Source organism: Marinovum sp. 2_MG-2023, from assembly GCF_030548265.1.
GTDB lineage: Bacteria > Pseudomonadota > Alphaproteobacteria > Rhodobacterales > Rhodobacteraceae > Marinovum.
Genome location: NZ_JAUOSD010000011.1, coordinates 109,040 through 134,849, shown reverse-complemented (window position 1 = coordinate 134,849; position 25,810 = coordinate 109,040). Strand labels below are relative to the sequence as shown.

The following is a 25,810-nucleotide window of genomic DNA, read 5'->3' as shown; positions in this document are numbered from 1 at the left end:
GCCCCCTGACCCCGGGGCGCGGCAGACAGGGCCGCAAGGCAGGGGGGCGAAATGTTGATTTGCATCACACCAACCCCGCGATAAGCGATGCGCTGTCCGTGACCGCGCCAAAGACCCCGCCCTGCATCGTGACCATTTTGATCGCGGCGGCGTGGTTGCCCGGATCGGTTGCGCCACAGCAATCCTCGGCGATGACACATTCAAAACCGCGATCATTCGCCTCGCGCATGGTGGTCGAGACACAGACATCGGTGGTGATCCCGGTCAGGATCAGATTTTCAATGCCCTTGGTGCGCAGGATCAATTCAAGATCGGTCGCACAGAAACTGCCCTTGCCGGGTTTGTCGATAATGATCTCACCGGGCAGGGGGTAGAGTTCGGGGATGATGTCCCAGCCTGCTTCGCCCCGGATCAGGATCTTGCCACAGGGTCCGGCATCGCCGATCCCGGCGCCGATCTGTTGGCTGCGCCAGCGTTTGTTCGGTGGCAGGTCGGACAGGTCGGGGCGGTGGCCTTCACGCGTGTGGATGATGTAATACCCTTTGGCGCGCATATCGGCCATCAGGGCCTTGATCGGGGCAATCGGCGCCTGTGTCAGCGACAAATCATAGCCCATATGATCGACATAGCCGCCCGCGCCACAGAAATCGGTCTGCATGTCGATCACGATCAGCGCGGTGTTTTCCGGGCGCAGATCGCCGTTATAGGGCCAGGCATAGGGCGTGCTGTTGATTGTGGTCATTGGCCGGGTTCCTTTTCGCCAAATTTGCGGCTGGGTTTTGGAAAGCCGAAATCGGTGCCGTCTGTCACTTTGACCTCATCCTCCCACGGCAGGTGATAGGCCCCCGCCGCAAGGTCGGTCATATAGGTATAGGGGCAGTCCTGAGCGCCGCCTGCGACGGCGACATAGCCGCGATGGCCGAATTGATAGGGATTGTTTTCCACCCCCCAACCGGCCCGTGCCTCGCGCACCAGATCGGGGCGGACCTCTGCGGTGATGATCTCATCCACGCGGCCGGTTTTGCCGTGGGCAATGACCGTGCCTTCGTGGTCGATGATCATCCCTTCGCCCATGCTGTCAAATGTGCCGTCCGACCCGCACATACAGACATTTGCCGTGATCATCAGATTGCAAAAGCTGTTGGATTGATTGGTGAACCGCCATGCCTGGCGGATGGGGGCGGTATAACCCGCAGTGCGGATCATGATTTCCGCCCCCTTATAAGCCGCTTCACGCGACATTTCCGGGAACATCCCGTCATGACAGATAATAAGGCCGATTTTCGCGCCCTTTGGTCCGGTGCAGACCGGAATGCCCATATCGCCCGGCTCCCACGGTTCAACCGGCACCCAGGGGTGCATTTTGCGGTAATAAAGCTGGACCTCGCCCTGATCGTCGATGATCAACCCGGTGTTATAGGGATAGCCGCCGGGGTTCAGTTCCATGATGGAAAAGCAGCCCCAGATCTTGTTGTCGACACAGGCCTGTTTCAGCGCGGCCACCTCTGGCCCGTCCATGGTGCACATGATCTCGGGGTTGGTGTCCATCGACAGGCCGTGCAGCATGTATTCCGGGAACACCACCAGATCCATCGTGCCAAGATTGCGGCGTGCCTTGGCCACCAATTCGACCACCCGCGCGGTTTGCGCCGTCAGCTGCGCTTTGGTTTCCACCACCGGCAATTGCAATTGCACAAGGCCGATCACCACGCCGTTTTCCGATTTGTTCAATCCACCAAAACCATTCATGGCGGTTCTCCTTATTTCGTCAGGTGCTATTTCGTCAGGGAAAGTTCCAGCGGCGCGCCCTGCATGGCGCGGTCTGGCGAGCTGGTCATGATCAGCAAAATCAGCGTCAGCACATAGGGCGCGGCAAAGAACAGATAATAGCCCTCGGAAATGCCGACCGATTGTAGCGCGGGGCCAAGCGCGCCGGTGCCGCCAAACAGCAGAGCCGCCCAAAAGCAATTGATCGGGTTCCAGCGGGCAAAGATCACCAGGGCAATCGCCATAAGACCCTGGCCCGATGACACGCCTTCGGTCCAGCTGCCGGGATAATAAAGCGACAGATAGGCCCCGCCGATGCCCGCCAATGCCCCACCTGCGGCGGTCGACAAAAGACGCACGCTGTTGGGGTTGATGCCCATGGCGCGGGCCGCATCGGTGCTGTCGCCAACCACACGGACGGTCAACCCGACACGGGTTGATTTGAACATCCACGCCATCGCCACCGCCAGAATGGCCCCCAGAATGAACAGGATGTTGACCTGCAACGCCGCTTGCACCTGTGGTGTATCGGACCACCAGCCGAACGGTATCGCCGGCAGATCGGGCGCTTGCGGTTGGATGTAGGGCTTGCCGAAAAAGAACGCGAGGCCCATGCCAAACAGCATCATTGCGATGCCGACCGCGATGTCATTGACGCCTTTGAATTTGCAGATCCAGCCGTGCAAAAGCCCGAAACAGGCCCCCGCCAGTGCCGCGGCAAGGACGCCCAGAAACGGATTTCCGGTTTCATAGGCAACGGCATAGCCGCTCATCGCACCAAAGACCAAAGTGCCCTCAAGCCCAAGGTTGATGCGCCCGGACCGTTCGGTCAGGCATTCGCCCAGAGAGACAAAGATAAACGGGGTAGAGACGCGGATCGCGCCGCCAAGAATGGCAAGGGGCACGCCCCAAAGACCGATTTCAACAGGTTCCATCAAGAGGCCCCCCTGAGACCGGGATTGAAAATACGAAGGCGACCATAAAGAGCCTCACTGAGCAGAATGATGATGAAGACCATGCCCTCGAACACCAGAACGGTTGCATCCGGCAGGTCCATGCGGCGCTGAATCAATCCGCCAGAGGCCTCGAACCCGGCCAGAAGCACGGCAACCGGGATGATCACCAAGGGATTGTGACGCGCGAGAAACGCGACAAGGATACCGGTATAGCCATACCCCGCGATCAGGGAGGCATTGGCCGATCCGTGTACGGCGGCCACTTCGAAATATCCGCCCAGCCCGGCACATGCGCCGCCAAGCGCGGTAAAGCCGATCACCAGTTTGGAAACCGGCAAACCCTGGATCTGCGCCGCGCGCACGTTGTCACCGGCGATCCGGGCGGCAAAGCCGATTGTCGTGCGCTCGATCAGAACCCAACACAACAGACAGGCAACAATCCCCGCAAGCACCCCCCAATGCGCCGCGACAAAGGGCATATCCCCGACCTGCAATGCGGTCTCGATTGGTGCGGTGGATGGTTTGTTCAGGCTGGCAGGATCCCGGAACGGGCCTTCGACAAAATGGTTCAACAGGGCGATGGCGATATAGGCCATCAACAAAGAGGCAATGGTTTCATTCACGCCGCGTTTGATCCGCAGCGCCCCGATTGCCCCGATCCACAGACCGCCAAGACACATCGCCGCCACGGCCATCAACACCATGCCCATGGCCGACGGCAGCCCGACGACCAAAGTGCCGGTCACCGCCGCCGCCAATCCGCCCAGCACAATCGCGCCTTCGCCGCCAATCACCACCAGACCAAGCCGCGCGGGCAGGGCGACGCACAGCGCCGCCAGCACAAGGGGGGCGACGCGCGACAGGGTGTTTTGCCACGAAAAGGCAGAGGAAAACCCACCCTTCCAAACCAAAGCAAAGAATTCGACCGGGGATTTCCCGAGAAAGAGCAGAAACAGACTGAAGGCCACAAACCCGGCCAGCAGCGCGCCGACGGGGATCAGGACCGCCTCGGCGCGCGACGCGATCCGGGCCACGAGCTGTGCGGCGACCGGTGACCCGGTCGCCTTTTGTGGGAATGCGATGCTCATATCAGCTGGTGGAACCAATAACGCCTTCAACAAGGTAGCCCATGCTTTCAATCGCAACATCGGTTTCGACAAAAGACTGGCCTTCGGCGGCAATCACATTGCCTTTGTTGTCTTTCAGCGGGCCTTTGATCGCGGCAAAACCGCCGGCTATGATTTCGGCCTTGGTGGCCTCGAATTGGGCGCGGGCCGCATCGGAAACGGCGGGGCCAAGCGGGCTCATCTTGATGAAATTGTCGGCCAGACCGCCGCGCACAAAGTTGTCGATCGGTGCGCCTGCCATCGTTTTGCTGACCATGTCGGTATAGATGCTGGCCCAATTCCATTCCGCCCCGGTCAGGTATTTGTCACCGGCCAGCGGGCTTTGATCGGCGTGATAGCCACAGACAAAGGCATCGCGCGCCGCCGCCGTTTCGCACACCACTTTTGGCCCATCGACATGGCAGGTGATGACGTCACAACCCTGATCGGTCAGGGCGTTGGTGGCCTCGGCCTCTTTCACCGCCAAAGACCATTCTCCGGTAAAGATGACCTGACAGGTGATTGTTGGATCGACCGACCGCGCGCCAAGCAGGAAGGAATTGATGTTGTTCAAAACCTGCGGGATGGGTTTGGCAGCAACGAAACCGATCTTCTTGGATTTTGTCGCATGGCCGGCGGTCACGCCGTTCAGATATTGCCCCATGCCGATATAGCCGAAATAGGATCCGGCGTTGGTCGGGTTGCCCTCGGTCCACAGACCGCCGCAATGTTCAAACCGGACATCGGGATATTTCGGCGCGACTTCAAGGATATGCGGGTTGAAGTAGCCAAAGGAGGTCGGGAACAACAGCGACGCACCATCGAAATTGATCATGGATTCCATGGTGTTTTGAACGTCCTGGCTTTCTGGAACGTTTTCTTCTTCCAGAACGGTGACGCCGGACATGGCTTTGACGGCGGCGGCGCCTTCGGCGTGGGCCTGGTTATAGCCAAAATCGTCCTTGGGGCCGACATAGATAAAGCCGACTGTCAGGTTGCTCTGGGCCTGGGCCGACTGCGCCAAGCCAAGGCTGGTTGCCCCAAGGGCCATTGCGGAGGTGCCAAGAAAACGGCGACGATTCATGGTGTTAGGGGGGGTCATAGCTGCGCTCCAACTGCTTCCACGCGCCTCAAGCGGCGCCGATGAATTTCAACGACTCAAATCTTAAGAGAGTTTAGTGCTGTTGACGTCTGCTTATTTTTTGGCAAAGCGGTGCAAAAAAAGCATCGCTTTGATCTGGGTCCTGTTCGGGGCTTTGCCCGCAGTTCATCTGTGATTTGCCCGCAACTCACCTGTGCCGCGCCAGTGCACTGCGCCTATCATGAACCCGACCAGTCTCATGTTCTGGTCAATCTTCCTGCAACGCCTCCAGCGCGCGGGTCAGCTTTTGCGCAAAGCGGGCAGAGGCCACCGGCAGGGTGCGCCCGCGTTGTTGCCCCAACAAAAGACTGCCGACAGGCACGTCGCGGGTCGACAGCGGGCGCGAGACAAGATCGTCATCAGCCGCGATGTTAAGGCCAATCGGGATCTGAAAGGCGATGGCATTTTCGTGCCGCACATAATGGCGCATGAAATCGAAACTGTCGCTTTCCACGCTGGGCCGCAGCGGGCGCGATCCCCGTTTCGCACTCATCTCCAACAGGGCGCGCGCACCATAGCTCGCACTTGGCAGAACATGGGTTTGGTCAATGCAATCACGCAGGCGCACCTCGGCCTTGCGCGCCAGCGGATTGTCCTTGCGCATGATGGCATGGATGATCTGCGGGCAGTGTGAGATGACCTCGAAATCAACCATATGCACCGGCTCGAACACCAGGGCGAGGTCGCTTTGGTATGTGCCGAGGTCGCGTTCTGCGGCCTCGCGGTCGCGCACCGACACGGAAAAGGTCACGCCGGGATGTTCGTTGCGATAGGCCGCAATCTGTTCAGGCAGAAAATACGGGATCAGCGCCTGGGAACAGGCAATCGCGATGTGGCCGCGCCGTTCACCCGAAAGATCGGCAACCTGATCTTGCACGCGCCGCAAATCGGACACCTGAGTGCGAAAATGCTGCATCAGCAACTCGCCCGCCGGGTTCAGCCGCACACCTCTGGGCAAACGTTCAAAGATCTCTGATCCGAACTCTTCTTCGAACCGTTGAATGCGTCGGTTGAGCGCCGAGGCGGTGATATTCATGTCGTCGGCGGCCTTGCGGATGGATCCGGCGCGCACAACGCCCTCTATATATCGCAGGGTTTGAAGATGTTTCATGCGCGGTCTTTCAGTCTCAAAGGGCGTTGGACAAGCGATGCATTTTTTGCAGCACTTTTGTGTATTATTAGCATTTGCGTCAAAGGTCGCAATAAAACACAACTCTCAGACACAGGTGGAACGCATAAAGGACGCGGCGCTATGACTGAGATTCGGATGACGATTAAGGATATTCACGCGGCTTATGCGGGGGGGCATACGCCAGCCGAGGTGGTCAAACAGGTGTTCGCGCGGATTGATGCGGTGAATGATCCGCATATTTTCCTGGCTCTTGCGGATCCGGAACAGGCCCTGACAGAGGCGGCCGCGCTTGGCGCGTTTGACCCGGACAAGCCGCTCTGGGGCATTCCATTTGTGGTCAAGGACAACATTGATGTCGCCGGGATCGAAACAACCGCCGCCTGTCCGGCCTATGCCTATACCCCGCAACAGGACGCTTTTGTCGTTGCACAACTGAGGGCGGCAGGGGCGATATTCATTGGCAAAGCCAACCTTGACCAGTTTGCAACGGGTCTGGTTGGCGTCCGCACGCCCTATGGTGCGCCGCTCAATTCGATTGACCCGGAAATCGTTCCCGGCGGCTCGTCTGGCGGCTCTGGGGTGGCGGTCGGTCATGGCATTGTGCCGCTGTCCCTTGGGACGGACACCGCCGGGTCCGGTCGGGTGCCTGCCGCGCTGAACAATATTGTCGGGTTGAAACCCACGCTTGGCGCGCTGTCGGCCAGCGGGGTTGTGCCCGCCTGTCGGTCGATCGAGACGATTTCGATTTTTGCCCTCACGGTGTCAGATGCCTATGCCGCCTATGAGGTATGCTGCGCCTATGATCCTGCGGATGCCTTTGCCCGCCCGATCAAGGCCGAACCACTTGCCATCCGCAAAGCCCCGCCTGTGGTCGGCATCCCAAGCAAGGCCAGCATCGCGTTTTTGGGTGATAAAGTGCAGGAGGCATCTTTTTATGCCGCGATTGATTTGCTCAAGGCCAGAAAGGCAGAGATCAAAGAGATTGATTTCACACCGCTCTATGCCGTCGCGGATATGCTGTACGAAGGGGCTTGGGTGGCGGAACGGTATTCGGTGATCGAGGCGCTGCTGAAGCGCGATCCGGGGGCCATTTTCCCAGTGACCAGCCAGATCATCCGCAAGGCCGAAGCCTTGAGCGCCGTCGATGCATTTCGCGGTATCTATCGTCTCAAAGAGCTGGCCCGTGCCGCAGAACCCGCGCTTGCAAGCGTTGATATGCTCTGTGTGCCCACGATCCCCACATTCCACACCGTGGCAGAGCTGGAGGCCGATCCCGTGACGCCGAATTCCAATTTCGGCACCTATACCAATTTCGTCAATCTTCTCGACATGTGTGGCATCGCCGTGCCTGTTCCGGCGCGGTCTGATGGCCGCCCCGGCAGCGTGACGCTGCTTGCCGCGCGCGGTCGCGATGCTGAAATCGCGGTTGTCGCGCGTGACCTTGAGGCGGCAGGACAACGCAGCCTCGGCGCGACGGATTGGGCGTTTGAGCCGCCGAACGCACTCTTGCCTGATGTTATGCCGGAACATGCGTCTGATACGCTGACAGTGGCGGTTTGCGGCGCCCATATGACGGGGTTGCCGCTGAACCATCAACTGACCGATCGGGGGGCTGTATTTGTGGGCACATCCCGCACGACCGACGCCTACCGTTTCTATGCGCTGGCCGGTGATCCGCCTGCGCGGCCCGGGCTTGTGCGCGGGGCCGACGGATCGGGTGCGCCGATCCTGGTCGAGCTGTGGGATCTGCCGCTTGCACGCGTGGGGGATTTCCTGGCGGGCATTCCGTCACCGCTTGGTCTTGGCAATGTAGCCTTGGAAGATGGATCAACGGTCTGTGGATTTGTCTGCGAAGCCATCGGTGCCAGCGGCGCGCAGGACATCACCTCCATCGGCAACTGGCGCGATTTCGTCAGCCCAGCACCGTAAAGTCGCAATCGCCAGGTTTGGAATGGTTGCGCTGCCCGATGTATCCGGTAATGTGAGGTTGAGTTTAATATTACGGATGGTGCGCTTTGTGACTCAAGCCAAGGATAAACCGAAAGGCAAGGAAGCCAAGCCCGAAGCCGGGGTTCAGTCGCTGGTGCGGGCGACCAATATACTTCAGGCCGTGGCGAAGGCCCGCGAGGGGATCGGATCGGCCGACATCGCCAAGGAAGTCGGCCTGCATTCATCGACCACCTTTCACCTGACCAAGACATTGCATACGCTTGGATTGTTGCGTCAGGACGTGTTGACCAAGAAATACCGCATCGGGCCGCGGATCTTCTCCTTGGCTTTTGGGGCCTTGGATGAACAGGAATTGCTGCGGGTCGCGGCACCCTTCCTGAAGGATCTGACGCAAAAGACCGGCGAAAGCAGTCACATAGCGGTTCAGATGGGCGATGAGGTCGTGATCATTGATCGCCATGAAAGCGCGGCCTCGATCCGAATGGCGGAACGTGTCGGCTCTGCGCGGCCCGCGCATGCGACGGCAATCGGCAAGGTGGTTCTGGCCGGTGCGACGCCGGGCGATTTGGACGCCTATCTGCAAAAGGCGCCTTTTGATGCGATCACGCCCAAGACCATCACCGAAGCCGAAAGCCTGGAGCGCGAAATCGCGCAGGTGCGCGAAAATGGCATTGCCTTTGACGACGGCGAATTCGATCCAGAGGCCCGCTGTCTGGCGGCGCCGGTCTGGGATTTTCGCGGGCGGCTGATCGCGGCCATCGGCATTACGGCACCGGTCTGGCGGCTGGGGCTTCAGCACGTGGGCGAAGTTTCGATGACGCTCAAATCCGTCGCGGCGGCAATGTCTGCCGACCTTGGCCACGAGGTTGACCAAGCCGCACAGGAAAACACAGCCGAAAAATGAAAACCCCGCCCCGAAGCAATTTCGGCGCGGGGCAGGATGCCGGACGAGGGGGAGCACCTCTTGTTCCGGCGGGTTTTCCGGCGTGTGTTCTGGCGGTGTGGGCGGCAATCACAGTCTTCCGGGTGTTCCTGCCGCCCTGTTGTCGACCCCGATTTACATGTTGAACAGGATCATGCGTTCGTCGGTCATGTCGCGGATCGCATAGCGCGGGCCTTCGCGGCCGATGCCGCTGTCCTTGACGCCGCCATACGCGAGCTGATCTGTGCGCCAGGTCGAGGTGCCGTTGACAATCAAACCGCCGGTGCGAATGGCGCGATAGGCGCGCATCATCACTTCGTTCGAAGCGGTGAAAATCCCGGTATGAAGCCCGTAGCGCCCCGCGTTCATCATGTCGAAGACCGCTTCGATATCGTCATAGCCGACCACGCTGACCACCGGGCCAAAGACCTCTTCGCAAAAGACTTTGTCGGTGGGGGCGGGGCCACGGATCACCGTGGGCTCGATTGCCGCGCCATGACGGGTGCCGCCGATCAACACCTCGGCACCACCGGCTGCGGCCTCGCCGATCCAGCTTTCCACGCGTTTCGCGGCCGCGTCGTCGATCAATGTGCCAACGTCGGTGGTCGGGTCCTGCGGGTCGCCGATCCGCAGTTTCGCAACCTCGGTGACCAGCAGATCGGTAAAATCCTCCAGCCTGCTGTTGTGAACAAAGACCGTCTGAACCGACAAGCAGCTTTGCCCCGCCAGACGCATGGCGTTTTTCGCCGCCAGAGGCGCGGCTTTCGCCACGTCTGCATCGGAATGCACGATGGTCTGGCCTGCGCCGCCCAGTTCCAGCGCCACCCGGCGCAATCCGCTGGCGGCCTTGATCGCCGCACCCGCAGCGGAAGATCCGGTGAAGGTGACGAAATCGACCCGCGGGTCCGACACCAGCGCCTTGCCGACCTCGACACCGCCATGCACCACATTCAAGGCCCCGGTGGGCGCGCCGGCATCCTGAAAGATTTCGGCCAGTTTGTGCACCGTGGCGGCGGCCTGGGGTGGGGGCTTCAGGACGCAGGCGTTGCCGGCGGCAAAGGCCGGCCCGATCTTGTGGCAGGCCAGGTTGAAGGGCGCGTTGAAAGGGGTGACCGCCGCGACAACCCCCACAGGAAAGCGAGTCATGAAGGCCAGCTTGCCCGAGCCCATGGCGCTGGCGTCAAGCGGCACATGGCTGCCCTCGATCCGCACGGCCTCTTCGGCGGACAGCGTCAACGTGTCCTGGGACCGGCTGACTTCGGCCACGGCGTCGCCAATGGCCTTGCCGGTTTCGCGTGACATTGTCAGACCGATCTCTTCGGCGCGTTCCGTGATCAGGGCCGCCGCGCGATGCAGGATCGCCGCCCGTTCATGCGCCGGGGTCGCCGCGATTTGCGGGGCGGCCTCGCGGGCCGCCTCCAGTGCTTTGTCCATGGTCGCGAGTGTGCCACGCCCGACGCGCCCCACCGGGGTGCCGTGAAAGGGATTGAGGGTGGTGTCGCTGTCGTCGCTGTCGATCCATTGGCCGCCGATCAGGTGGCGGACCTCAACGATGTCCGGGTTGTCTTTCATCATGGTCTCCATGGGGCCCCAAAGGCCGGTTCCGGGTGCCGCAGCGGCGGCAGTTCCCATGTCCCGACCGAGGTGGGTTTCACGTTCACATCGACTTCGGCGTCGATGACAAAGGGTTTGTTTGCGGCAATGGCCATTTGCAGGGCAGCGCCGAAATCGGCCGCATTCGATACTTTGACCCCGTCGATCCCATGCGCCCGCGCCATGGCGCTGAAGTCCGGGTTATAGGGCTGGGAATTGTCGGCGGTGGTGAAGCTGGTGTTCAATTCCCGGCCTTCGAACGGTCCCAGTTGCAGATCGCGGATCGCCCCCCAGGCATAGTTGTTCCAGATCACCCAGACGACGGGGATGTTGTATTCCACTGCCGTGCACAAGACATGCGGTGTCATGGTGAAACCGCCGTCACCGACAACCGCGACCACCGGGCTGTTCGGCGCGGCCAGCTTGGCCCCAAGCGCGCCACTGACGCCAAAGCCCATGGCCGAAAAGCCCCAGGTGTTGAGCATCCGTTGCGGGCGCCGGGCCTGCCAGTATTGCATGAACCAATTGTGGTGCACGCCACTGTCACACACCAGGATCGCATCCTCGGGCAGCACACCCTGAACTTCCTTCACCACCCGTTCCGGGCGCATGGGCGCGGTATCGGCGGCAAAGGCGGGCGCAATATGGGCCTCCCACTGGGCTTTCCATGCGGCAATCCTTTGCCGCCAAGGCTCGCCCGTGGCCCGCGCCTCTGTCGCGCCGCCACGGCGTTCAATCTCGGCCAGAAGCTGACGCAGGAAGGTGCGGATGTCGGCACAGACCCCCAGCGTCGGGTCATAATTGCGGCCGATCTCATTCACGTCGATGTCGACATGGATCAGACGGGTGGGGGGAATGTTCCAGCTGTAACCTTGTTTCCACGAGCTTGACGACCGGTCATCAAAGCGCGCCCCCAGCGTCAGCAGCACATCACAGCGCCGACCGGCCTCATTCGCGGCATGGGTGCCGTTGCGACCAATAAAGCCAAGGCTCAGCGGGTGCTGCATGTCCAGAGTGCCCATACCGTTGGGCGACATGGCAACCGCAATGCCCAGCCGATTGACCAGCTCGGTCAGTTCGACGCTGGCCTCGGAAATGGTAACGCCGTGGCCGATAAAGATCAGCGGGCGTTCCGCCCCCAACAGCATGTCAGCGGCGCGGGCAATATCCTCGGGCGATCCACCGGTGCGATTGATCGGGCTCAGCGATCGCGGCGCGGGCAGCTCGACCATGTCTTCTTCCTGAAAGACATTGTAGGGCACATCCAGATGCACGGGCCCGGGGCGGCCCGAGGTCATCATATGCATCGCCTGTCGCATCGCGGTCGGCAGCATATCGACGCGCGACGGCTGAAAGCTGCGTTTTACATAGGGCCGCACGACCGAGGGGAAATCTGCCTGGAAATGCTGGTAGCTTTCCTGGAACGGCGCGCGGTTGAACTGTGATGTCGGGACGTTGGCGGTGATGGCCAGAAACGCCGAACTATCCGCCTGGGCGCAGGCAAGTGACATCGGCATATTGGCCGAGCCGGGCCCACAGGAGGTCAGCGTCGCCACCGGTTTATGCGCCACCCGATAATAGGCGTCTGCCATGTGCCCGGCGGTCTGTTCGTGCCGTGGCGAGATGAATTTGATCTTGTCCTGCCGCTCGTGCAGCGCGTCGATCATGCCGACATTGCCATGGCCACAGATGCCGAAAACATACGGCACCTCTTCCTGAATCAGGACATCGGCGATGACGTCGGCTCCCTTTCTGCGCTTCATGCCGCGCTCCTCCCTTTTGTGTGCCGTTTCTTGGCAATGCGATCCCAGCCAGCAGCATCCAGTCTGGCGCTGCTGTCCTTGATTTCGGCGGTCAGATCCTCGGACAGGCCGATGATTTCGAGCACCGGGGGATGCGACCAGCCAAAATCAATCAGCTCTTGTCCCAGTGTCGTCCAATCCATGTCGCCGCGTCCGATGGGATCGTGTTTATAAACCTCGCGGCCCGTATCCGACGCATGAACCAGTTTCAGCCGGTCGCCGATCCGGTCCAGCGCGGGCCGCAGCGGTTCCGCGATGAAATGACCATTGGCCACGTCATAGATCACGCCGACCTCGGTTGCGGTGTAGCCCGCGATGGCCGACACCAGCGTTTCGGTATCGGGCAAAAAGGCGAAGGGCATGTTTTCGACCAGCACCTGAACCCCATGACCCCGCGCAATGGGGATCAGCCGGTCCAACGCACGGTGGAAATGGCCCAACCGTTCCTGTTCCGCCATCGGCATCAACGGGTTGATCTTGCCGGGGCCGATGATGACATATTTGCCGCCGAATTCGCCTGCGGTTTCGATCATCCGCTGGACGGTCAAAAAGCTGTAGTCGCGGGCCTCGGGCGAGGCGGCGGTCAGGTTCACGTCAAGGTTGGGTTGGTTGATCGAAATCACCTGCGTGCCGGTGTCCGCCAGCGCATCGCGCAGCGCGCGGCGCTCTGGCGCGCCCATTTCCGGCGGCCACAGATGGCCGGGGAACATCATCAGCTCTACCCCGGGAAAGCCCATTGCGGCGGCTTCGCGCACGGCTTCGGCTGCGGTGTAATCGAAGGTATAGGCATAAAGATTCAGGCCGTAGTCGGCGGTGGACATTGCAGTTCCTCTCAGGAAATCAGGGGCTTATTCGGCGGTGGCCGCGACTTTGGCGACCATGTCGCGCCAATTCACGCGCGGTGCATAACCAAGCTTTTCACGCGCCGCAGAGATGTCGAGCAGGCTTGCCGTCGGGTTGGAGGCATAGACTTCGGGCTTGAGCACTGCGTCGCCCGTGATGCCCCAGCGTTTGCGCACCCGATCAAGCAGCGGCTCATCGCCCAGGGAATCTTCGGCCGAGATAAAGAAGATCTCTCCGTTGATGCCGGGCACCTTTGCGGCCTTTTCGATGCCCTGCGCCACGTCCCAGGGCGACACATAGGTCCAGAAATGATAGTTCTCGAGATCGGCCCCCCGATCATGTAATTCCGGGTATTCAAATTCGAACACGATATGCGTGGGGCGGATCACCACGATTTCGGTTTTGCCGCGCAAGGCATAGGAACGGCACACCACCTCGGTCACCTCTTTGCTGAGGCTATAGAAATCCGTGGGCCGCAGCGGGTGTTTTTCGTCGACAGGCACATATTGCGGCCGCCAGTTTTCGGGGTTGTAGTGCAGCCCCGTCGCCGCATCGCTGGAGATCACGACAACCCGGCGCACCCCGGCCTCCTCGGCGGCCTGAAGCACGTTCCAGGTGCCCTGGACGTTGGTTTGAAATGTCACGTCGGCGGGGGCGGTGCGCGGGTTCGGGATGGCGGCAAGATGCACAACCACGTCCTGACCCTGAAAGCTTTTCTGCAGCAATCCAAAGTCCAGAACCGAACCTTCGATGTAAGGCAGGTCCTGTCTTGGCGCGCAGATGTCCAGAACGGTCAGCTCGGCGCCGGTCTTCATCTCTTCGACGACGTGCCATCCCAGACGGCCGGCGCCGCCGGTTACCAAGATCTTGTCGGTCATGTTTCCTCTCCCTTATTGCCGCGGATCAGGCCGCGTGCGTCTCTTGTATGATTGTTTCGATATCGACGGTCCGTCGTAGGCTGTCGGACCGGTAACATGCCTCTTCTATCAACATGCTTTGCAGATACGCGTCGGCGGTGTTTTCGACCGCCGTTCCCATGGTCAGATGGTCGACCACATGCCGTTGCAGCGCGTGCACGCAGTCGCCGGCATAGCCGCGGTTGGCCCATTGATAGCTGTGCTGGGCAAAGCTGCCGCCATTCGGGCGGATGTAAATCCGTGCCCGTCCGTCCAGCCGGATCTGACCTTCTGCACCCTCGATCAGCATTTCGCCGACCGTCAGACGGGTATTGTCGGCCTCGTGATCGACAAGACGATTGCCATCCAACAGCCCGGCAAGCCCGGAATTGAAGTCGAACATGACATAGCCTGCATCCTCGCCTGCGATGGCCGGGTTCAACCGGCGCAGTCTGGCGGTGACCGCATGCACCTCTCCGAAAAGGAAACGGAACACATCAATCATATGCACGCCGGTTTCATGCAGCAGGAACCGGGGCATTTTTTGAAAATAGGGCTGTCGGTCGAGATAGGCATTTGGCCCCTGGCCGTCGCCGGGCCGCATTCTGAAGGTGACATTGTACAGCGGGCCAATGGCCCCCCCGTCCAGAAGCCGGGCGATTTCGCGAAACCACGGCTTGAACCGCCAGTTGTCATGAATGATGAGGCTGGAGCCGGGTTGGCGCGCCAGTGTCGCCATCGCCCGGGCTTGATCCAGGTCGGTGGCCATCGGCTTTTGCGAAATCGCATGAATGCCGCGCTGTTTGGCCAGTTGCGCAAAGGGCAGGTGGGTGTCAGGCGGCGAAATAATGTCAAGGATGTCGGGCTGAAGCGTGTCGAGCAGCCCCTCAAGGTCATCGGACACCACCGGAATATCATAGGTGTCCGCAACCTTCTGCGCCTTGGTCCTGTCTTTTGCATAAGCAATGCCAGCGACCTCCACCTCGGGGATTCGGGACCATGCGTCATAATGGTAGTGGCTGAAGTATCCGGCGCCGACCGTGACGATCTTTAGCTTTGACATCCCATCCTCCCTTTCCTGATGAATTGCTAGCATCCCGCAATGCTGGGCGTCAATCTATAATGCTGGATGTAACTTCATAATTTGGGATTGGGTTGTGGGGTTAGCCGCGGTTGGCTTGCCACTTGTGGGCCAAAGGTGTGGGAATATGACCCCAACGGGTATGCGGGCATTAATATGTATGGGGTTCGGGGGTGAGGGGGTCCCGTGGCAGGTCGCGCGGGTGGTGTTATCACCGGTGAGCTTGTGCAGGGCGTCGTCTTTCCCTGGGGTATAGACACGGTTTCGACGGGTCTTCGGGTGGATAATGGGCCATGTGAGGTCCGATTCGGCATTTCTGGCCCGCCAGACCCCGAGTCGCCGAGAATCGTCCGGAAATATCGCCAAAGCATCCCCAAAATTGTCGGATAAACCCCGAAAAGCCCCTTTGTGTTTGCGGTCGGTGGTGGCCTGAGGGCGGCCAGACTCTTTGTAAGGTTAATAAAAACAACGGCTTGTTTCTGAGTTCCTTGTTGGGGCGCCCCCATCCGACCTTTCTGAATTCAATATCATAATGTAGTTTGACATACGGCTATGTGAGCTATTACGCTGTTGGTCGAGGAGAACTGCACCACACTGCACCAAAATTTCGACCGTCCCGTATTCGGGCGGCGGAATGCCCGGCCGGACCCTTCGGCGCGGGGCTTTAAACGTATGTACGGGAGGTACGCATGAACAGAACAACAACAGCACTCGGGCTTGGCGCGCTGGCGCTGGCTTTGTCCGCATCCACGGTCTTGGCAGAGGATTTCCCAAGCCGACCAATCGAGGTTTCGGTCTGGGCGTCGGCCGGCGGTGGCACCGACACCACCAACCGCTATCTCGCAGAGGCGATGCAAGAGCAACTTGGCGGCCGCATCAACGTCGTCAACCGCACCGGCGGCGGCGGCGGTGTTGCGATGAACCAGGTCTGGAGCCAACCGCATGACGGTTACGCATGGTTGGGCGCGTCCGAGGGCATGCAGGTGGCCAAGGTGCTGGAATACCACCAAACCGGCACACAGGACTGGCGCTGGTACATCGTGGGGGGCTCGCCGGGCGTGATCAGCGTCAATGCGAATTCGAAATATGAAACCCTTGACGAACTTATCACCGCATCAAAGGAAAACCCCGGCAGCGTCAAGATCGGCCATTGCGCCCTTGGCTGTGTCTGGCACATGAAGGCGCTCTCCTTGGGGCAGGGCGCACAGGCCGAGTTCAATTATATCCCCTTTGAGGGCAGCGCACCGGCGCAGGTCGGTGCCTTGACCGGCGAAGTCGATGCAGTGGTGTCGAGCGTGTCCGAGCAGGCCGAATACATCAAGGCGGGCAAGTTCCGGCCATTGGCGATGATTGAAATGCAGCCCTATCAGCTTGGCGATATGGATCCGATCCCGGCGGCGGGCGTGACCTATCCCGACATCCAGAAGATCCCGGCGCGTCAGTGGCTGGGCATGGCGGTTCCCAAGGATCTGCCGGAAGAGGTCACCGCCAAGATCGATGCGGCCTTTGAAAAGGCGATGAAGGCCCCGAAGATCCAGAGCCTGGCGAACGAACGCTATATGGCCTTGTCCGGGGCCTATGGCCCGGAGGCCGAGGCGGAACTGGACGCGATGGAACGCGCGATGAGCTACAAGCTGCACGAATTGGGCATCGCCGCGACCGACCCGGCAGAGCTTGGTATTCTGGCACCTGACGCCTGATCCCTCCCTTCGCACCTGCGGACCGGCACCGACATGTGCCGGTCTCTTGTTACATCACAGGAGAATGCCATGTTGCCGCGTCAGGCCCGTCGCAAGGCGGATTTCGTCGTCTGTTTGCTCTTTATCGCCTTTGGGGGGCTGGTGCTTTATCAGTCCAGCTTGATGCCGTGGGAGACCTCGCGCACCGGTGCAGAGGCACAATGGTATCTGTCGCCCGGTCTTTTTCCCGCGATCCTCGGGATATTGCTGATCCTTTTCAGCCTGCGGGTTCTGGTGTCTGCCGTGGCCGAGGGCGGTCATCTTGACATCGCCGGACCGTTGATGGCCTGGGTCTTGGACCTGCCAAGGAACGTCCGGGTGCACCGGGTTGTCTTTATCGTTGTCTGGAGCGGTCTTTACATCTTTGGCGCGCTGGGGCGGGTGAATTTCCAGCTGGCAAGCGTGGTCTTTGTCTTCGTCATGATCGCGGTCTTCTGGTTGCCGGGCTCTGGCGCGACATTGGCCCGCCGCGCGGCCATCGCTGCGCTGGTCTCTGTCATCGTTCCGGTCAGCATCGCGCATGTCTTCTCAACCTATCTTTACGTGCCCGTGCCCTGAGGCCCGCCGCAAAGGACGCCCAACCTTCATGTTACATTCTTTCGCAGAACAAATCCTTGTCGTTGCCTCCTTTCAGAACCTGTTGGTGCTGGCCGGTTCCGTTCTTGTCGGGATGGTTTTCGGTGCCCTTCCGGGCCTGACGGCAACCTTGGCCGTGGCTTTGCTGAGCACGGTTACCTTCAATCTTTCGACCGAATTGGCCATGTTCGCGCTGATCGGCGCCTATGTCGGGGCGATCTATGGCCCGGCGCATTCTGCCATCCTGCTTGGCATTCCGGGCACCGCCGCAGGGGCGGCGACGGCGCTGGATGGTCACATTCTTGCCCAACGGGGCCAGGGCGGAGAGGCGATTGCCACCGCCACCATTGCCTCGGTGGTTGGAACGGTCTTTGGGCTTCTGGCGATGATCCTCGTGTCACCGTTGCTGATTGACATGGCGTTGCTGTTCACATCGGTCGAATTCTTTTTGCTTGCGATCTTTGGCGTTTTGATCTGCGGGTCACTCACCGCGCCGGACATGCCGGCCAAGGGCTGGATCTCGGGCATTCTGGGGTTGATGCTGGCCTCTGTCGGGATCGAGACAATTCAGGGCTATCAGCGGTTTACCATGGGAATCCCGGAATTGGCCGGCGGGATCGAGGTGGTGCCGGTCATCCTTGGGGCCTTTGCAATTCCACAGATCATCCGCGTGTTGCGGGACCGAGAGGTCGTCGGCGGCGCGCGCCCACATATCGGCAGCCTGCGGCCCCGTCTGGGATTTCTTTGGCGCAACAAGGGCAGCGTTCTGCGCTCTGGCTGTATCGGTGTGGGCGTCGGCACGATCCCCGGTGTGGGCGAGGATATCGCCTCGTGGGCGTCTTATGACACCGGCAAAAAGCTCGATTCCGATCCCGAAAGCTTTGGCAAGGGCAACATTAAGGGCGTGATCTGTGCCGAGACCGCCAATAATGCCTGTATCGGCGGTGCGATCATTCCTGTTCTGACACTTGGGGTGCCCGGCTCGCCGCCGGCGGCGATGCTGCTTGGCGCGTTGAACCTGCATGGGGTGCGCCCGGGGCCAATGCTGGCTTTTGAGGCGCCGAATTTCATCCCACAGATGGGGGCGATGCTGCTTTGGGCGTCGGGATTTATTCTGGTGCTTGGCCTTCTGATGGCACGGGCCTCGGTGCAGGTGCTGCGCCTGCCGGTCGAGGTGCTGATGCCGCTGGTGGCCTTCCTTGCCGTGCTCGGATCTTATGCGCTTGGTCTGAACGTGTTCAACGTCTACCTGATGTTCCTGTTCGGGGTTGTGGTCTATCTGCTGGAGGAGCTCGGATATCCCGTGGCCCCGGCGGTGATTGGCGTTTTGCTGGGCACCATGGCCGATTTCAGCATCCGCCGCGCACTTTTGGGATCGGGCGGGTCGTTGGAACCCTTTGTGACCCGGCCGGTTGCGCTGATCCTGCTTGCATTGATCGTCCTTTCCCTGGCCCTGCAAAGCCGTCTGCTCAAGGGGGCTGTCCGCTGGTGCTTTGGCAAGTGGGGGGCGGCGCGCAACGGGACCGCATGAGCGGCGGTTGCAAGTTGCGCCCGGTGATCGCGCCAATTTGATGCAATCGGGCCACGCCCGGCGTGTCATGAAGCGCCGGGTGCGGTGAATTCGGTCAATTTTTGTCCGACCATATGCTTTTGATTGAGGATCGACCACCTTGGGGCTACACAGGCCAAAAGGGTATTTCCGAACCGGGTGGATCTGATCACATGCGCAATCTCAACAAGCCGATTTCCTTTAAACACGGTAAAGGAATGAAAAACGGCTTTATGCTGGCCCCGCTGACCAACCAACAGAGCAACGAGGACGGCACGCTGTCTGATGACGAGTACAGGTGGTTGGTGAAACGGGCAGAAGGCAATTTTGGTCTTACCATAACCTGTGCGGCAAATGTTCAGGAGGTCGGCAAAACCTGGCCCGGCCAATTGGGCGTTTTCGGGGATCAACATCTGAAAGGTTTGACCCGATTGGCCGCCGGCATTCACCAACATGGCGGTCATGCGTCGGTCCAGCTGTTCCACGGTGGCCGCCGCGCGACCCGCGACCTGATCAACGGGCCTCTGCAAGCGCCCTCCTTTGATCGTGAGACCGGCGCCGAGGCGATGAGCCTTGAGGCTGTCAAAACTCTGCGGGATGATTTCATTGCCGCCGCCGTTCGGTGCCACAAGGCAGGGTTCGACAGTGTTGAACTCCACGCCGCGCATGGCTTTGTCATTTGTCAGTTTTTGAGCCCACAGTTCAATCACCGCGATGATGAATATGGTGGCACGGCGGAAAATCGCGCCCGTCTTCTGCATGAGATCCTTGCCGGAATCAGAAAATCCTGCGGAGAGGATTTTGCAATTGGTGTGCGGCTGTCGCCAGAACGCCACGGTCTGCTCTTTGGGGACATGCTTGCCCTGACGACAGAGATCATGACAACGGGGCAGGTGGATTTCGTCGATATGTCGATGCGCGACGTGTTCAAATATCCCGATGATGAAAATTTTCAGCAGAAAACGCTGTGCCAATGGTATCTGGACTTGCCGCGCGGTGATGCGAAAATGGGCGTTGGCGGCAAAATTCGCACGGCAGAAGATGTCCTGCGGATCAACGCGCTGGCCCCGGATTTCGTGGTTCTGGGGCACGCGGGCATATTGCACCACAACTTTCCCGACCTTATGGCGGACAGCCCCGATTTTGTCGGGCGGCAGACGCCGGTTGGCCCTGATATTTTGCGTGAAGAGGGGCTGTCAGAGACCTTTATCACCTATCTGGAAACATTCCCGGAATTCGTCGCGCAGAGCTAGCGGCGGTTCCTTTCCGCGGCTCTAAACACCCGGTCATCGACTCCCGGCCATCGACGCGAATGTGACTCGGGTTCTCATGCCGCGAGGCGCGCGGAGCGTTGTTCCGCGCGCGCGTGATGACGTGTGCGCATGCCCCGCATCCAACTCGGGAGGGGACGCGAAATGAATTCGCTTTTGAATTCTTCAGTGAAAGCCTGCGAAATCCGGTGAAAGCCCCGGTGGTCCCGCCGCCGTCAGATTTGCGCATTAATGTCGCGCAAAATGACACCGCCCGGGCAATGCCCGGGTCGTGGCCCCAGTGGGGGTAATTTTCCATTCAAATCAATGATGAATGGTGGGCGACCCTGGAATCGAACCAGGCGTGCGTCTCCGCGAGGGAGTTACAGTCCCCTGCCACACCTTGCGGCCTGTCGCCCACTGTGTCGGGCTGATTAATGATGAGCCGGGGGGAGGTCAAGGCGAAAAGCCGGGAAATTTCACGACTTGGCATCTTTTCTTGCGGGGAGGTTTTTCGCCCGGTATGCGCATGCCAAGCGGCGGTGCGTTGCACGGGCCTGAACAAGGGGCCATTGTGGTCGCAACGAAAGGATCAGCCATGAAGAAACCCAAATGGGTCGTTGAAAAGGAACAGGCGAAACGGGTGGCGGCGGCAGAGACCGTCTGGCTGTTTGGCATCCATGCGGTGCGCGACGCGCTGGAAAACCCGGCGCGCGAAAAATTGCGCCTGATCGTGACCCGCAATGCGGCCGACAAACTGGCTGAGGCGATCACCGCCAGCGGCATGACCCCGGAAGAGGCCGATCCGCGCAAGTTCCCGGCGGTGATTGACCCGCAATCGGTGCATCAGGGCGCGGTGCTGGAGGTCAAGCCGCTGAACTGGGGCTCGCTGACCGATGTGGCGCTGGCGGATGGGCCGGGCGCACAGCGTCTGATCCTGCTTGACCGGGTCACTGATCCGCATAACGTTGGCGCGATCCTGCGGTCGGCCGAGGTGTTCGGCGCCCGCGCCGTGATCGCCCCGCGCCACCATTCCGCACCGGAAACCGGCGCCCTGGCAAAAACCGCCAGCGGGGCGCTGGAACGCCAACCCTATCTCAAGGTGCGCAATCTGGCCGATACCATCGTCGAACTTCAGGCAATGGGTTATCTCGTGCTTGGGCTGGCCGGTGAGGCAGAGCAAACCATTGAACAGGCGCTGGAGGGCAAGACCGACCGCCCGGTGGCGCTGGTGCTTGGTGCAGAAGGGCCGGGATTGCGGGAACGAACCCGGGAAACCTGTGATGCGCTGGTGCGGATTGAATTTGCCGGGGCCTTTGGCTCGCTCAATGTGTCGAATGCGGCGGCGGTGTCGCTTTATGCCAGCCGGGGGCAAAGCTGAGGGGTTAAAATCCCGGCTGCGCTGCATAGCTAGCACAGATACAGCCACAGACAGAGACCCAGACAGGGGCACAGGAGCGCCAGATGCCGCAAGGGACCAAGATCGCCACATGTTGTTATTGCGGCACCCGCGCGGCGTTGGTGCTGCGTGGGGACAAGCGGCATGAGCTCAGTTGCGCATCATGTGGTGCGCCGCTGCATGATCTCAAACTGATGCCGGCGGCGCGGCTGGATGGCAAAAACCTGACCCGCAAGCCGGTGAAATCGCGCGGCTCCAAGGGGGCGACCCCCAACCCCTATTGGGAAACGCGCCCGGAAAAATCCAAAAAGAAAAAGAAAAAGAAGAAGTCGCGCAAGAGCGGTGTAAGCTGGTTCCTGGACGAGGCGTTCGACGCCATCGAAGATATATTCGACTAGGGAGAGTGATTGATGGGCAAGGCGAAAACCTATGAGGGCAAGGATATTGCCATCAGTTTCGACATGGCGCGCTGTATCCACGCGCGCAATTGTTTCCTGAAATTGCCCGAGGTGTTTGACCCGGCCCGCCGGCCCTGGGTCGCGCCCGACGCCGCCAGCGCCGAAGAAATCGCGGCGATGATCCGCACCTGTCCCTCAGGCGCGCTCAGCTATGAACGCCGCGATGGCCAGCCGGGCGAGGCCGCGCCGCGTATCAACCGCGTGGCGGTTCTGGAAAACGGGCCATTGGCGCTGGGGGGAGAGGTGCAGATCGGCGGTGACACGGTCACGCGGGCAACGCTGTGCCGGTGCGGCATGTCAAAGACCAAACCCTTTTGCGACTATTCCCATGTCGACGGCGGATTTCAGGCCACTGGCGAACCGCTGAGTGCTGAGGGGGAGGTGCCCGATCTGTCCGGTCCGGTTGCGGTGGCGGCACGCGAAAACGGCCCGCTGGTTCTGACCGGTCCGGTTGAGGTGATAACCGGCACCGGGCGGCGGGTGAAGCAAACCGAGAAAGCGGTGCTCTGTCGGTGTGGCCAATCGGCGAAAAAACCGTTTTGTGACGGCAGCCACAAAGACGCCGGGTTTGTCGCCGACCCATTGTGACGCCGCGCACCGAACCCCACATAGGCTTTTCAATCTGCGGCCCATCCACTATTGCGGCCCTGTAGCAAGGAGATGCGGCCCATGAAGTATGAAAATCCTGGCCCGGTTGAAAGCAACTGGGGTGATGCGATTTCACCGGTGGAAGAGATCATCGACGAGGCCCGCAATGGCCGGATGTTCATTCTGGTTGACCATGAGGACCGCGAAAACGAAGGCGATCTGGTGATCCCGGCGCAGATGGCAACGCCCGACGCGATCAATTTCATGGCCACCCATGGACGTGGGCTGATCTGTCTGACCATGCCGGGTGATCGGATTGATGCGCTTGGCCTGCCGCCGATGGCAACCAATAATTCCTCGCGCACGGAAACCCCGTTCACCGTGTCGATCGAAGCCCGCGAAGGTGTCAGCACTGGGATTTCCGCCGCCGATCGCGCCCGCACCGTGGCCGTGGCCATCGACCCGCGCACATCAGAGGCCGATATCGCCACGCCGGGCCATGTCTTTCCCCTGCGCGCCCGCGATGGCGGTGTGTTGATCCGGGCCGGTCATACCGAGGCTTCGGTCGATGTCTCGCGTCTGGCCGGGTTGAACCCGTCGGGGGTGATCTGTGAGATCATGAATGAAGACGGCACCATGGCGCGTCTGCCGGAACTGGTGGCTTTTGCCCAGAAACACGGGCTGAAAATCGGCACGATTTCCGACCTGATCGCCTATCGTCGGCGCAACGACAATCTGGTCAAGGAAACCGACACCCGGACCGTGACCTCGACCTTTGGCGGCGAATGGACGCTGCGGGTGTTCACCGATCTGGTTAAGGGCGTCGAACATGTGGTGCTGACCAAGGGGGATATCACCACGCCGGACCCGGTGCTGGTGCGGACCCATGCGCTCAAGGCGCTGGAAGACATCCTTGGGGTCGGCGGCACGGACGAGCTGCACAAAGCCATGCAGATCATCGCCGCAGAGGGCCGGGGGGTTGTGTGTCTGTTCCGCAATCCACAGGCACGCGTTCTGAGCGAACCAGAAGAAGACGGGCCGCGCACCGTGCGCGAAGTGGGCTTGGGCAGCCAGATCCTCAGCGCGATGGGGTTGTCGAAACTGATCCTTCTGTCCGACAACGAAGCCACGAAATATGTTGGCCTTGATGCCTATGGGCTTGAAATTGTGGGCACGCGCCCGATCACGGAGTAATTGAGAATGGCCGAAGCCGAAGCGCATTACATCCTGCCACGTCCCGAGTTTGACAAGCCGGTCAAGCTTTTGATCGTGGTTGCGCCTTATTACAAGGACATCGCCGACAATCTGGTGGCCGGCGCCAAGGCCGAGATCGAGGCCTGCGGTGGGACTTGGGATTTGATCGAAGTGCCCGGCGCGCTGGAAGTGCCATCCGCGATTGGCATTGCAGAGCGGATGAGCAATTTTGACGGCTATGTCGCCCTGGGCTGTGTGATCCGGGGCGAGACCACGCATTACGACACCGTCTGCAACGATTCGTCGCGCGGGATTACCCTTTTGGGGTTGCAGGGGCTTTGCATTGGCAATGGCATCCTGACCGTGGAAAACAAACCCCAGGCAGAGGTGCGCGCAGATACGGCGCAGGGCAACAAAGGCGGCGGGGCGGCGGCTGCGGCCTTGCATCTGATCGCGCTCAGCCGTAAGTGGGGCGCTTCCCGCAAGGGGGTGGGTTTCCGCCCCGACCGGGACGAATACCAGATCGCTGGTGAGACAAAAGGCAACCCGACCGCATGAGCCAAGATTTCGACGACACGGCCCCCGACACCCCGGCTGAACCACCGGCCAAACCCCTGTCAGGCAACCAGAAACGCAAGATGAGATCCGCCGCGCGGCTGTATGCCGTGCAGGCGTTGTTCCAGATGGAACACAGCGGCCAATCGGTGCCCAGCATCACGCATGAATTCATCGAGCATCGTTTTGGCGCCACATATGACGGTGACGAAATGAACGAGGGCGATGTCGACATGTTCCGCGCCTTGGTGGGCGATGCGGTGAACAATCAGGCCAGAATCGACCAGATGACCGATCGGGCGTTGGTGGCGAAATGGCCGATTGCCCGGATTGATCCGGTGTTGCGCGGGTTGTTTCGGGCCGCAGGCGCCGAATTGGGGGCCGGCGAAACGCCGCCCCGGGTGGTGATCAAAGAGTTCGTCGATGTGGCCGGGGCGTTTTTCCCCGAAGGCCGCGAGCCGCAATTTGTCAATGCGGTGCTGGATCATATGGCACGCGAGGCCCGCCCGGAGGCTTTTTAAGCAAAAAGCCGCAGGGTAAGCAAAAAGTCGCAGGGCGGCACCGCGCCGCACCCGGATGACGTGCATAGCCCGCAGGAATGTTGTAGAGTCAACCGACCGCGCCGAATCTGGTGCGGCATATGGGGGATGGCATGCAACAACCGAGGCCGCAGCGGCGGGATGTGACCAGACAGGAACTGCCGAAACTGGTGCGTCACTACATCAAACATGTGCTGATCGGCTTTGCCGCTTCTGCGGTGTTTGTTGTCATGCTGCTTGGCTTCAATATCGCCAATCTCTGGCATTTGGTCTCGACCTCGCAGGTCGGGCCGCTGGCGGTATTCATGCTTTGGGTTTTCAACGGGATCGTCTTTGCCGGGGTGCAATTTGGCATCTCTATCATGTCGATGGGCGATGATGATGATGACACCACCCCCGGTGGCGGTCTGCGTGCCCCGCAGACGGACTATGTCCCGGTGCGCATTCCCGTGACGCCCCCGCGCCGGAAACTTTGATCCAGCCCGCTTTTTTCAGGCCCCTTTGATCGCCAGCCCGTCGGCAATAGGCTGACAAAAGTGGCGCTTCGGAGTTATGCCGATATTCGACGCCCTTCTGCGTTATGCCGAAAGGGGTTTCCCGGCGGCGTCGTGCCGAAAACCAGGCAGTTTGTTTTCAATAGGTAAAAGTGGCGGGCCCGCAAACGCGACCGTGGGGTTATCTCATTCCCGAGGACCTGTTTGTACAGGTGGGCGCCAGGTAACCAGGCCAGGACCAGGACAGAGCCAGCTCCCTCGGAATTGCTTAAGGCCACCG

At 60.5% G+C, this 25,810-nt stretch carries 24 protein-coding genes, 1 tRNA gene and 1 pseudogene; 14 read left to right on the top strand and 12 right to left on the bottom strand.

The annotated features are described in order from the left end of the window. Window positions 1–64: 64 nt before the first annotated feature. The 6 genes from Q4577_RS13995 to Q4577_RS13970 all read right to left on the bottom strand — a co-directional run bounded on the left by Q4577_RS13995 (window position 65) and on the right by Q4577_RS13970 (window position 6,081). Window positions 65–742: a cysteine hydrolase family protein gene (locus Q4577_RS13995; protein ID WP_303467926.1), complete on the bottom strand. Its 678-nt coding sequence runs from the start codon at window positions 740–742 to the stop codon at window positions 65–67. Continuing rightward, a complete protein-coding gene (locus Q4577_RS13990) occupies window positions 739–1,749 on the bottom strand; it encodes a formamidase (RefSeq protein WP_303467925.1) in 1,011 nt (336 codons plus the stop codon). Before Q4577_RS13990 ends, Q4577_RS13995 begins: the two co-directional genes overlap by 4 nt. 26 nt (window positions 1,750–1,775) lie before the next feature. Continuing rightward, a complete protein-coding gene (locus Q4577_RS13985) occupies window positions 1,776–2,702 on the bottom strand; it encodes an ABC transporter permease (protein WP_303467924.1) in 927 nt (308 codons plus the stop codon). Next, the gene (locus Q4577_RS13980; RefSeq protein ID WP_303467923.1) at window positions 2,702–3,811 is read right to left on the bottom strand and encodes an ABC transporter permease; all 1,110 of its coding nucleotides are present in this window, start codon (window positions 3,809–3,811) and stop codon (window positions 2,702–2,704) included. The genes Q4577_RS13985 and Q4577_RS13980 overlap by 1 nt, the downstream gene beginning before the upstream one ends. Window position 3,812: 1 nt before the next feature. Continuing rightward, window positions 3,813–4,931, bottom strand: a complete 1,119-nt coding sequence (locus Q4577_RS13975) for a BMP family ABC transporter substrate-binding protein (protein WP_244690271.1) — start codon at window positions 4,929–4,931, stop codon at window positions 3,813–3,815. 247 nt (window positions 4,932–5,178) lie between these two features. Next, the gene (locus tag Q4577_RS13970; RefSeq protein WP_303467922.1) at window positions 5,179–6,081 is read right to left on the bottom strand and encodes a LysR family transcriptional regulator; all 903 of its coding nucleotides are present in this window, start codon (window positions 6,079–6,081) and stop codon (window positions 5,179–5,181) included. A gap of 141 nt (window positions 6,082–6,222) precedes the next feature. Here Q4577_RS13970 and atzF point away from each other — a divergent pair, with 141 nt between their 5' ends. Together atzF and Q4577_RS13960 are read left to right on the top strand one after the other, a co-directional pair. Next, on the top strand, window positions 6,223–8,031 hold the full coding sequence (gene atzF, locus Q4577_RS13965) for an allophanate hydrolase (RefSeq protein WP_303467921.1): 1,809 nt from the start codon (window positions 6,223–6,225) through the stop codon (window positions 8,029–8,031). A gap of 88 nt (window positions 8,032–8,119) precedes the next feature. Further along, window positions 8,120–8,956, top strand: a complete 837-nt coding sequence (locus Q4577_RS13960; protein WP_303467920.1) for an IclR family transcriptional regulator — start codon at window positions 8,120–8,122, stop codon at window positions 8,954–8,956. Window positions 8,957–9,109: 153 nt separating this feature from the next. Here the strand turns inward: Q4577_RS13960 and Q4577_RS13955 are convergent, their stop codons facing one another. The 5 genes from Q4577_RS13955 to Q4577_RS13935 are packed head-to-tail and all read right to left on the bottom strand — an operon-like array spanning window position 9,110 to window position 15,171. Beyond that, a complete protein-coding gene (locus Q4577_RS13955; protein ID WP_303467919.1) occupies window positions 9,110–10,546 on the bottom strand; it encodes an aldehyde dehydrogenase family protein in 1,437 nt (478 codons plus the stop codon). After that, window positions 10,546–12,330, bottom strand: coding sequence for a thiamine pyrophosphate-binding protein (locus tag Q4577_RS13950; RefSeq protein WP_303467918.1), 1,785 nt, complete (start codon window positions 12,328–12,330; stop codon window positions 10,546–10,548). The genes Q4577_RS13955 and Q4577_RS13950 overlap by 1 nt, the downstream gene beginning before the upstream one ends. Beyond that, window positions 12,327–13,190: a sugar phosphate isomerase/epimerase gene (locus Q4577_RS13945; protein ID WP_303467917.1), complete on the bottom strand. Its 864-nt coding sequence runs from the start codon at window positions 13,188–13,190 to the stop codon at window positions 12,327–12,329. Before Q4577_RS13945 ends, Q4577_RS13950 begins: the two co-directional genes overlap by 4 nt. 27 nt (window positions 13,191–13,217) lie before the next feature. Next, window positions 13,218–14,090, bottom strand: a complete 873-nt coding sequence (locus tag Q4577_RS13940) for an NAD(P)-dependent oxidoreductase (protein ID WP_303467916.1) — start codon at window positions 14,088–14,090, stop codon at window positions 13,218–13,220. A gap of 25 nt (window positions 14,091–14,115) precedes the next feature. Next, window positions 14,116–15,171 (bottom strand): Gfo/Idh/MocA family protein, encoded by a 1,056-nt coding sequence (locus Q4577_RS13935; RefSeq protein WP_303467915.1) that lies wholly within the window; start codon window positions 15,169–15,171, stop codon window positions 14,116–14,118. 707 nt (window positions 15,172–15,878) lie between these two features. Here Q4577_RS13935 and Q4577_RS13930 point away from each other — a divergent pair. From Q4577_RS13930 to Q4577_RS13910, 5 genes and pseudogenes are all read left to right on the top strand, one after another. Continuing rightward, a complete protein-coding gene (locus Q4577_RS13930) occupies window positions 15,879–16,889 on the top strand; it encodes a tripartite tricarboxylate transporter substrate binding protein (protein ID WP_244690250.1) in 1,011 nt (336 codons plus the stop codon). A 69-nt stretch (window positions 16,890–16,958) separates the two neighbouring features. Continuing rightward, complete coding sequence (locus Q4577_RS13925) at window positions 16,959–17,486, top strand: tripartite tricarboxylate transporter TctB family protein (protein ID WP_303467914.1); 528 nt, start codon at window positions 16,959–16,961, stop codon at window positions 17,484–17,486. A gap of 28 nt (window positions 17,487–17,514) precedes the next feature. After that, on the top strand, window positions 17,515–19,035 hold the full coding sequence (locus Q4577_RS13920; RefSeq protein ID WP_303467913.1) for a tripartite tricarboxylate transporter permease: 1,521 nt from the start codon (window positions 17,515–17,517) through the stop codon (window positions 19,033–19,035). Window positions 19,036–19,148: 113 nt separating this feature from the next. Beyond that, window positions 19,149–19,901 (top strand): annotated as a pseudogene (locus tag Q4577_RS23740) (NADH:flavin oxidoreductase); the annotation flags it as partial. A 6-nt stretch (window positions 19,902–19,907) separates the two neighbouring features. Beyond that, window positions 19,908–20,306: a hypothetical protein gene (locus Q4577_RS13910; RefSeq protein ID WP_303467911.1), complete on the top strand. Its 399-nt coding sequence runs from the start codon at window positions 19,908–19,910 to the stop codon at window positions 20,304–20,306. 332 nt (window positions 20,307–20,638) lie between these two features. Here the strand turns inward: Q4577_RS13910 and Q4577_RS13905 are convergent. Then, a tRNA-Tyr gene (locus Q4577_RS13905) sits at window positions 20,639–20,722 on the bottom strand. A 179-nt stretch (window positions 20,723–20,901) separates the two neighbouring features. On the opposite strand from Q4577_RS13905, the gene rlmB reads away from it, so the two are divergent. From rlmB to Q4577_RS13870, 7 genes are all read left to right on the top strand, one after another. Continuing rightward, window positions 20,902–21,684 carry a 23S rRNA (guanosine(2251)-2'-O)-methyltransferase RlmB gene (rlmB, locus tag Q4577_RS13900; RefSeq protein ID WP_244690239.1) on the top strand — a complete coding sequence of 261 codons (783 nt, stop codon included), beginning with the start codon at window positions 20,902–20,904 and terminating at the stop codon, window positions 21,682–21,684. A gap of 83 nt (window positions 21,685–21,767) precedes the next feature. Continuing rightward, complete coding sequence (locus tag Q4577_RS13895; RefSeq protein WP_244690237.1) at window positions 21,768–22,100, top strand: hypothetical protein; 333 nt, start codon at window positions 21,768–21,770, stop codon at window positions 22,098–22,100. A gap of 12 nt (window positions 22,101–22,112) precedes the next feature. Further along, window positions 22,113–22,748 carry a CDGSH iron-sulfur domain-containing protein gene (locus Q4577_RS13890; protein WP_303467908.1) on the top strand — a complete coding sequence of 212 codons (636 nt, stop codon included), beginning with the start codon at window positions 22,113–22,115 and terminating at the stop codon, window positions 22,746–22,748. Between the two features lie 81 nt (window positions 22,749–22,829). Beyond that, window positions 22,830–23,942, top strand: a complete 1,113-nt coding sequence (gene ribB / locus Q4577_RS13885; RefSeq protein ID WP_244690233.1) for a 3,4-dihydroxy-2-butanone-4-phosphate synthase — start codon at window positions 22,830–22,832, stop codon at window positions 23,940–23,942. 6 nt (window positions 23,943–23,948) lie between these two features. Then, window positions 23,949–24,500 (top strand): 6,7-dimethyl-8-ribityllumazine synthase, encoded by a 552-nt coding sequence (locus Q4577_RS13880; protein WP_303467904.1) that lies wholly within the window; start codon window positions 23,949–23,951, stop codon window positions 24,498–24,500. Next, complete coding sequence (gene nusB, locus Q4577_RS13875; RefSeq protein WP_303467902.1) at window positions 24,497–25,018, top strand: transcription antitermination factor NusB; 522 nt, start codon at window positions 24,497–24,499, stop codon at window positions 25,016–25,018. Before Q4577_RS13880 ends, nusB begins: the two co-directional genes overlap by 4 nt. A 176-nt stretch (window positions 25,019–25,194) precedes the next feature. After that, window positions 25,195–25,512, top strand: coding sequence for a hypothetical protein (locus tag Q4577_RS13870; RefSeq protein WP_303467968.1), 318 nt, complete (start codon window positions 25,195–25,197; stop codon window positions 25,510–25,512). Window positions 25,513–25,810: the final 298 nt, after the last annotated feature.

Excerpts from the sequence above, each read along its gene's own strand:
- Q4577_RS13890 (WP_303467908.1), top strand. The coding sequence starts at position 22,113 with ATGGGCAAGGCGAAAACCTATGAGGGCAAGGATATTGCCATCAGTTTC.
- Q4577_RS13970 (WP_303467922.1), bottom strand. The coding sequence starts at position 6,081 with ATGAAACATCTTCAAACCCTGCGATATATAGAGGGCGTTGTGCGCGCC.
- Q4577_RS13955 (WP_303467919.1), bottom strand. The coding sequence starts at position 10,546 with ATGAAAGACAACCCGGACATCGTTGAGGTCCGCCACCTGATCGGCGGC.
- Q4577_RS13995 (WP_303467926.1), bottom strand. The coding sequence starts at position 742 with ATGACCACAATCAACAGCACGCCCTATGCCTGGCCCTATAACGGCGAT.
- Q4577_RS13910 (WP_303467911.1), top strand. The coding sequence starts at position 19,908 with ATGCTTGCCCTGACGACAGAGATCATGACAACGGGGCAGGTGGATTTC.
- Q4577_RS13880 (WP_303467904.1), top strand. The coding sequence starts at position 23,949 with ATGGCCGAAGCCGAAGCGCATTACATCCTGCCACGTCCCGAGTTTGAC.
- Q4577_RS13985 (WP_303467924.1), bottom strand. The coding sequence starts at position 2,702 with ATGGAACCTGTTGAAATCGGTCTTTGGGGCGTGCCCCTTGCCATTCTT.
- Q4577_RS13925 (WP_303467914.1), top strand. The coding sequence starts at position 16,959 with ATGTTGCCGCGTCAGGCCCGTCGCAAGGCGGATTTCGTCGTCTGTTTG.
- Q4577_RS13975 (WP_244690271.1), bottom strand. The coding sequence starts at position 4,931 with ATGACCCCCCCTAACACCATGAATCGTCGCCGTTTTCTTGGCACCTCC.
- Q4577_RS13980 (WP_303467923.1), bottom strand. The coding sequence starts at position 3,811 with ATGAGCATCGCATTCCCACAAAAGGCGACCGGGTCACCGGTCGCCGCA.
- Q4577_RS13940 (WP_303467916.1), bottom strand. The coding sequence starts at position 14,090 with ATGACCGACAAGATCTTGGTAACCGGCGGCGCCGGCCGTCTGGGATGG.
- Q4577_RS13920 (WP_303467913.1), top strand. The coding sequence starts at position 17,515 with ATGTTACATTCTTTCGCAGAACAAATCCTTGTCGTTGCCTCCTTTCAG.
- Q4577_RS13930 (WP_244690250.1), top strand. The coding sequence starts at position 15,879 with ATGAACAGAACAACAACAGCACTCGGGCTTGGCGCGCTGGCGCTGGCT.
- rlmB (WP_244690239.1), top strand. The coding sequence starts at position 20,902 with ATGAAGAAACCCAAATGGGTCGTTGAAAAGGAACAGGCGAAACGGGTG.
- Q4577_RS13935 (WP_303467915.1), bottom strand. The coding sequence starts at position 15,171 with ATGTCAAAGCTAAAGATCGTCACGGTCGGCGCCGGATACTTCAGCCAC.
- nusB (WP_303467902.1), top strand. The coding sequence starts at position 24,497 with ATGAGCCAAGATTTCGACGACACGGCCCCCGACACCCCGGCTGAACCA.
- Q4577_RS13895 (WP_244690237.1), top strand. The coding sequence starts at position 21,768 with ATGCCGCAAGGGACCAAGATCGCCACATGTTGTTATTGCGGCACCCGC.
- atzF (WP_303467921.1), top strand. The coding sequence starts at position 6,223 with ATGACTGAGATTCGGATGACGATTAAGGATATTCACGCGGCTTATGCG.
- Q4577_RS13945 (WP_303467917.1), bottom strand. The coding sequence starts at position 13,190 with ATGTCCACCGCCGACTACGGCCTGAATCTTTATGCCTATACCTTCGAT.
- ribB (WP_244690233.1), top strand. The coding sequence starts at position 22,830 with ATGAAGTATGAAAATCCTGGCCCGGTTGAAAGCAACTGGGGTGATGCG.
- Q4577_RS13950 (WP_303467918.1), bottom strand. The coding sequence starts at position 12,330 with ATGAAGCGCAGAAAGGGAGCCGACGTCATCGCCGATGTCCTGATTCAG.
- Q4577_RS13990 (WP_303467925.1), bottom strand. The coding sequence starts at position 1,749 with ATGAATGGTTTTGGTGGATTGAACAAATCGGAAAACGGCGTGGTGATC.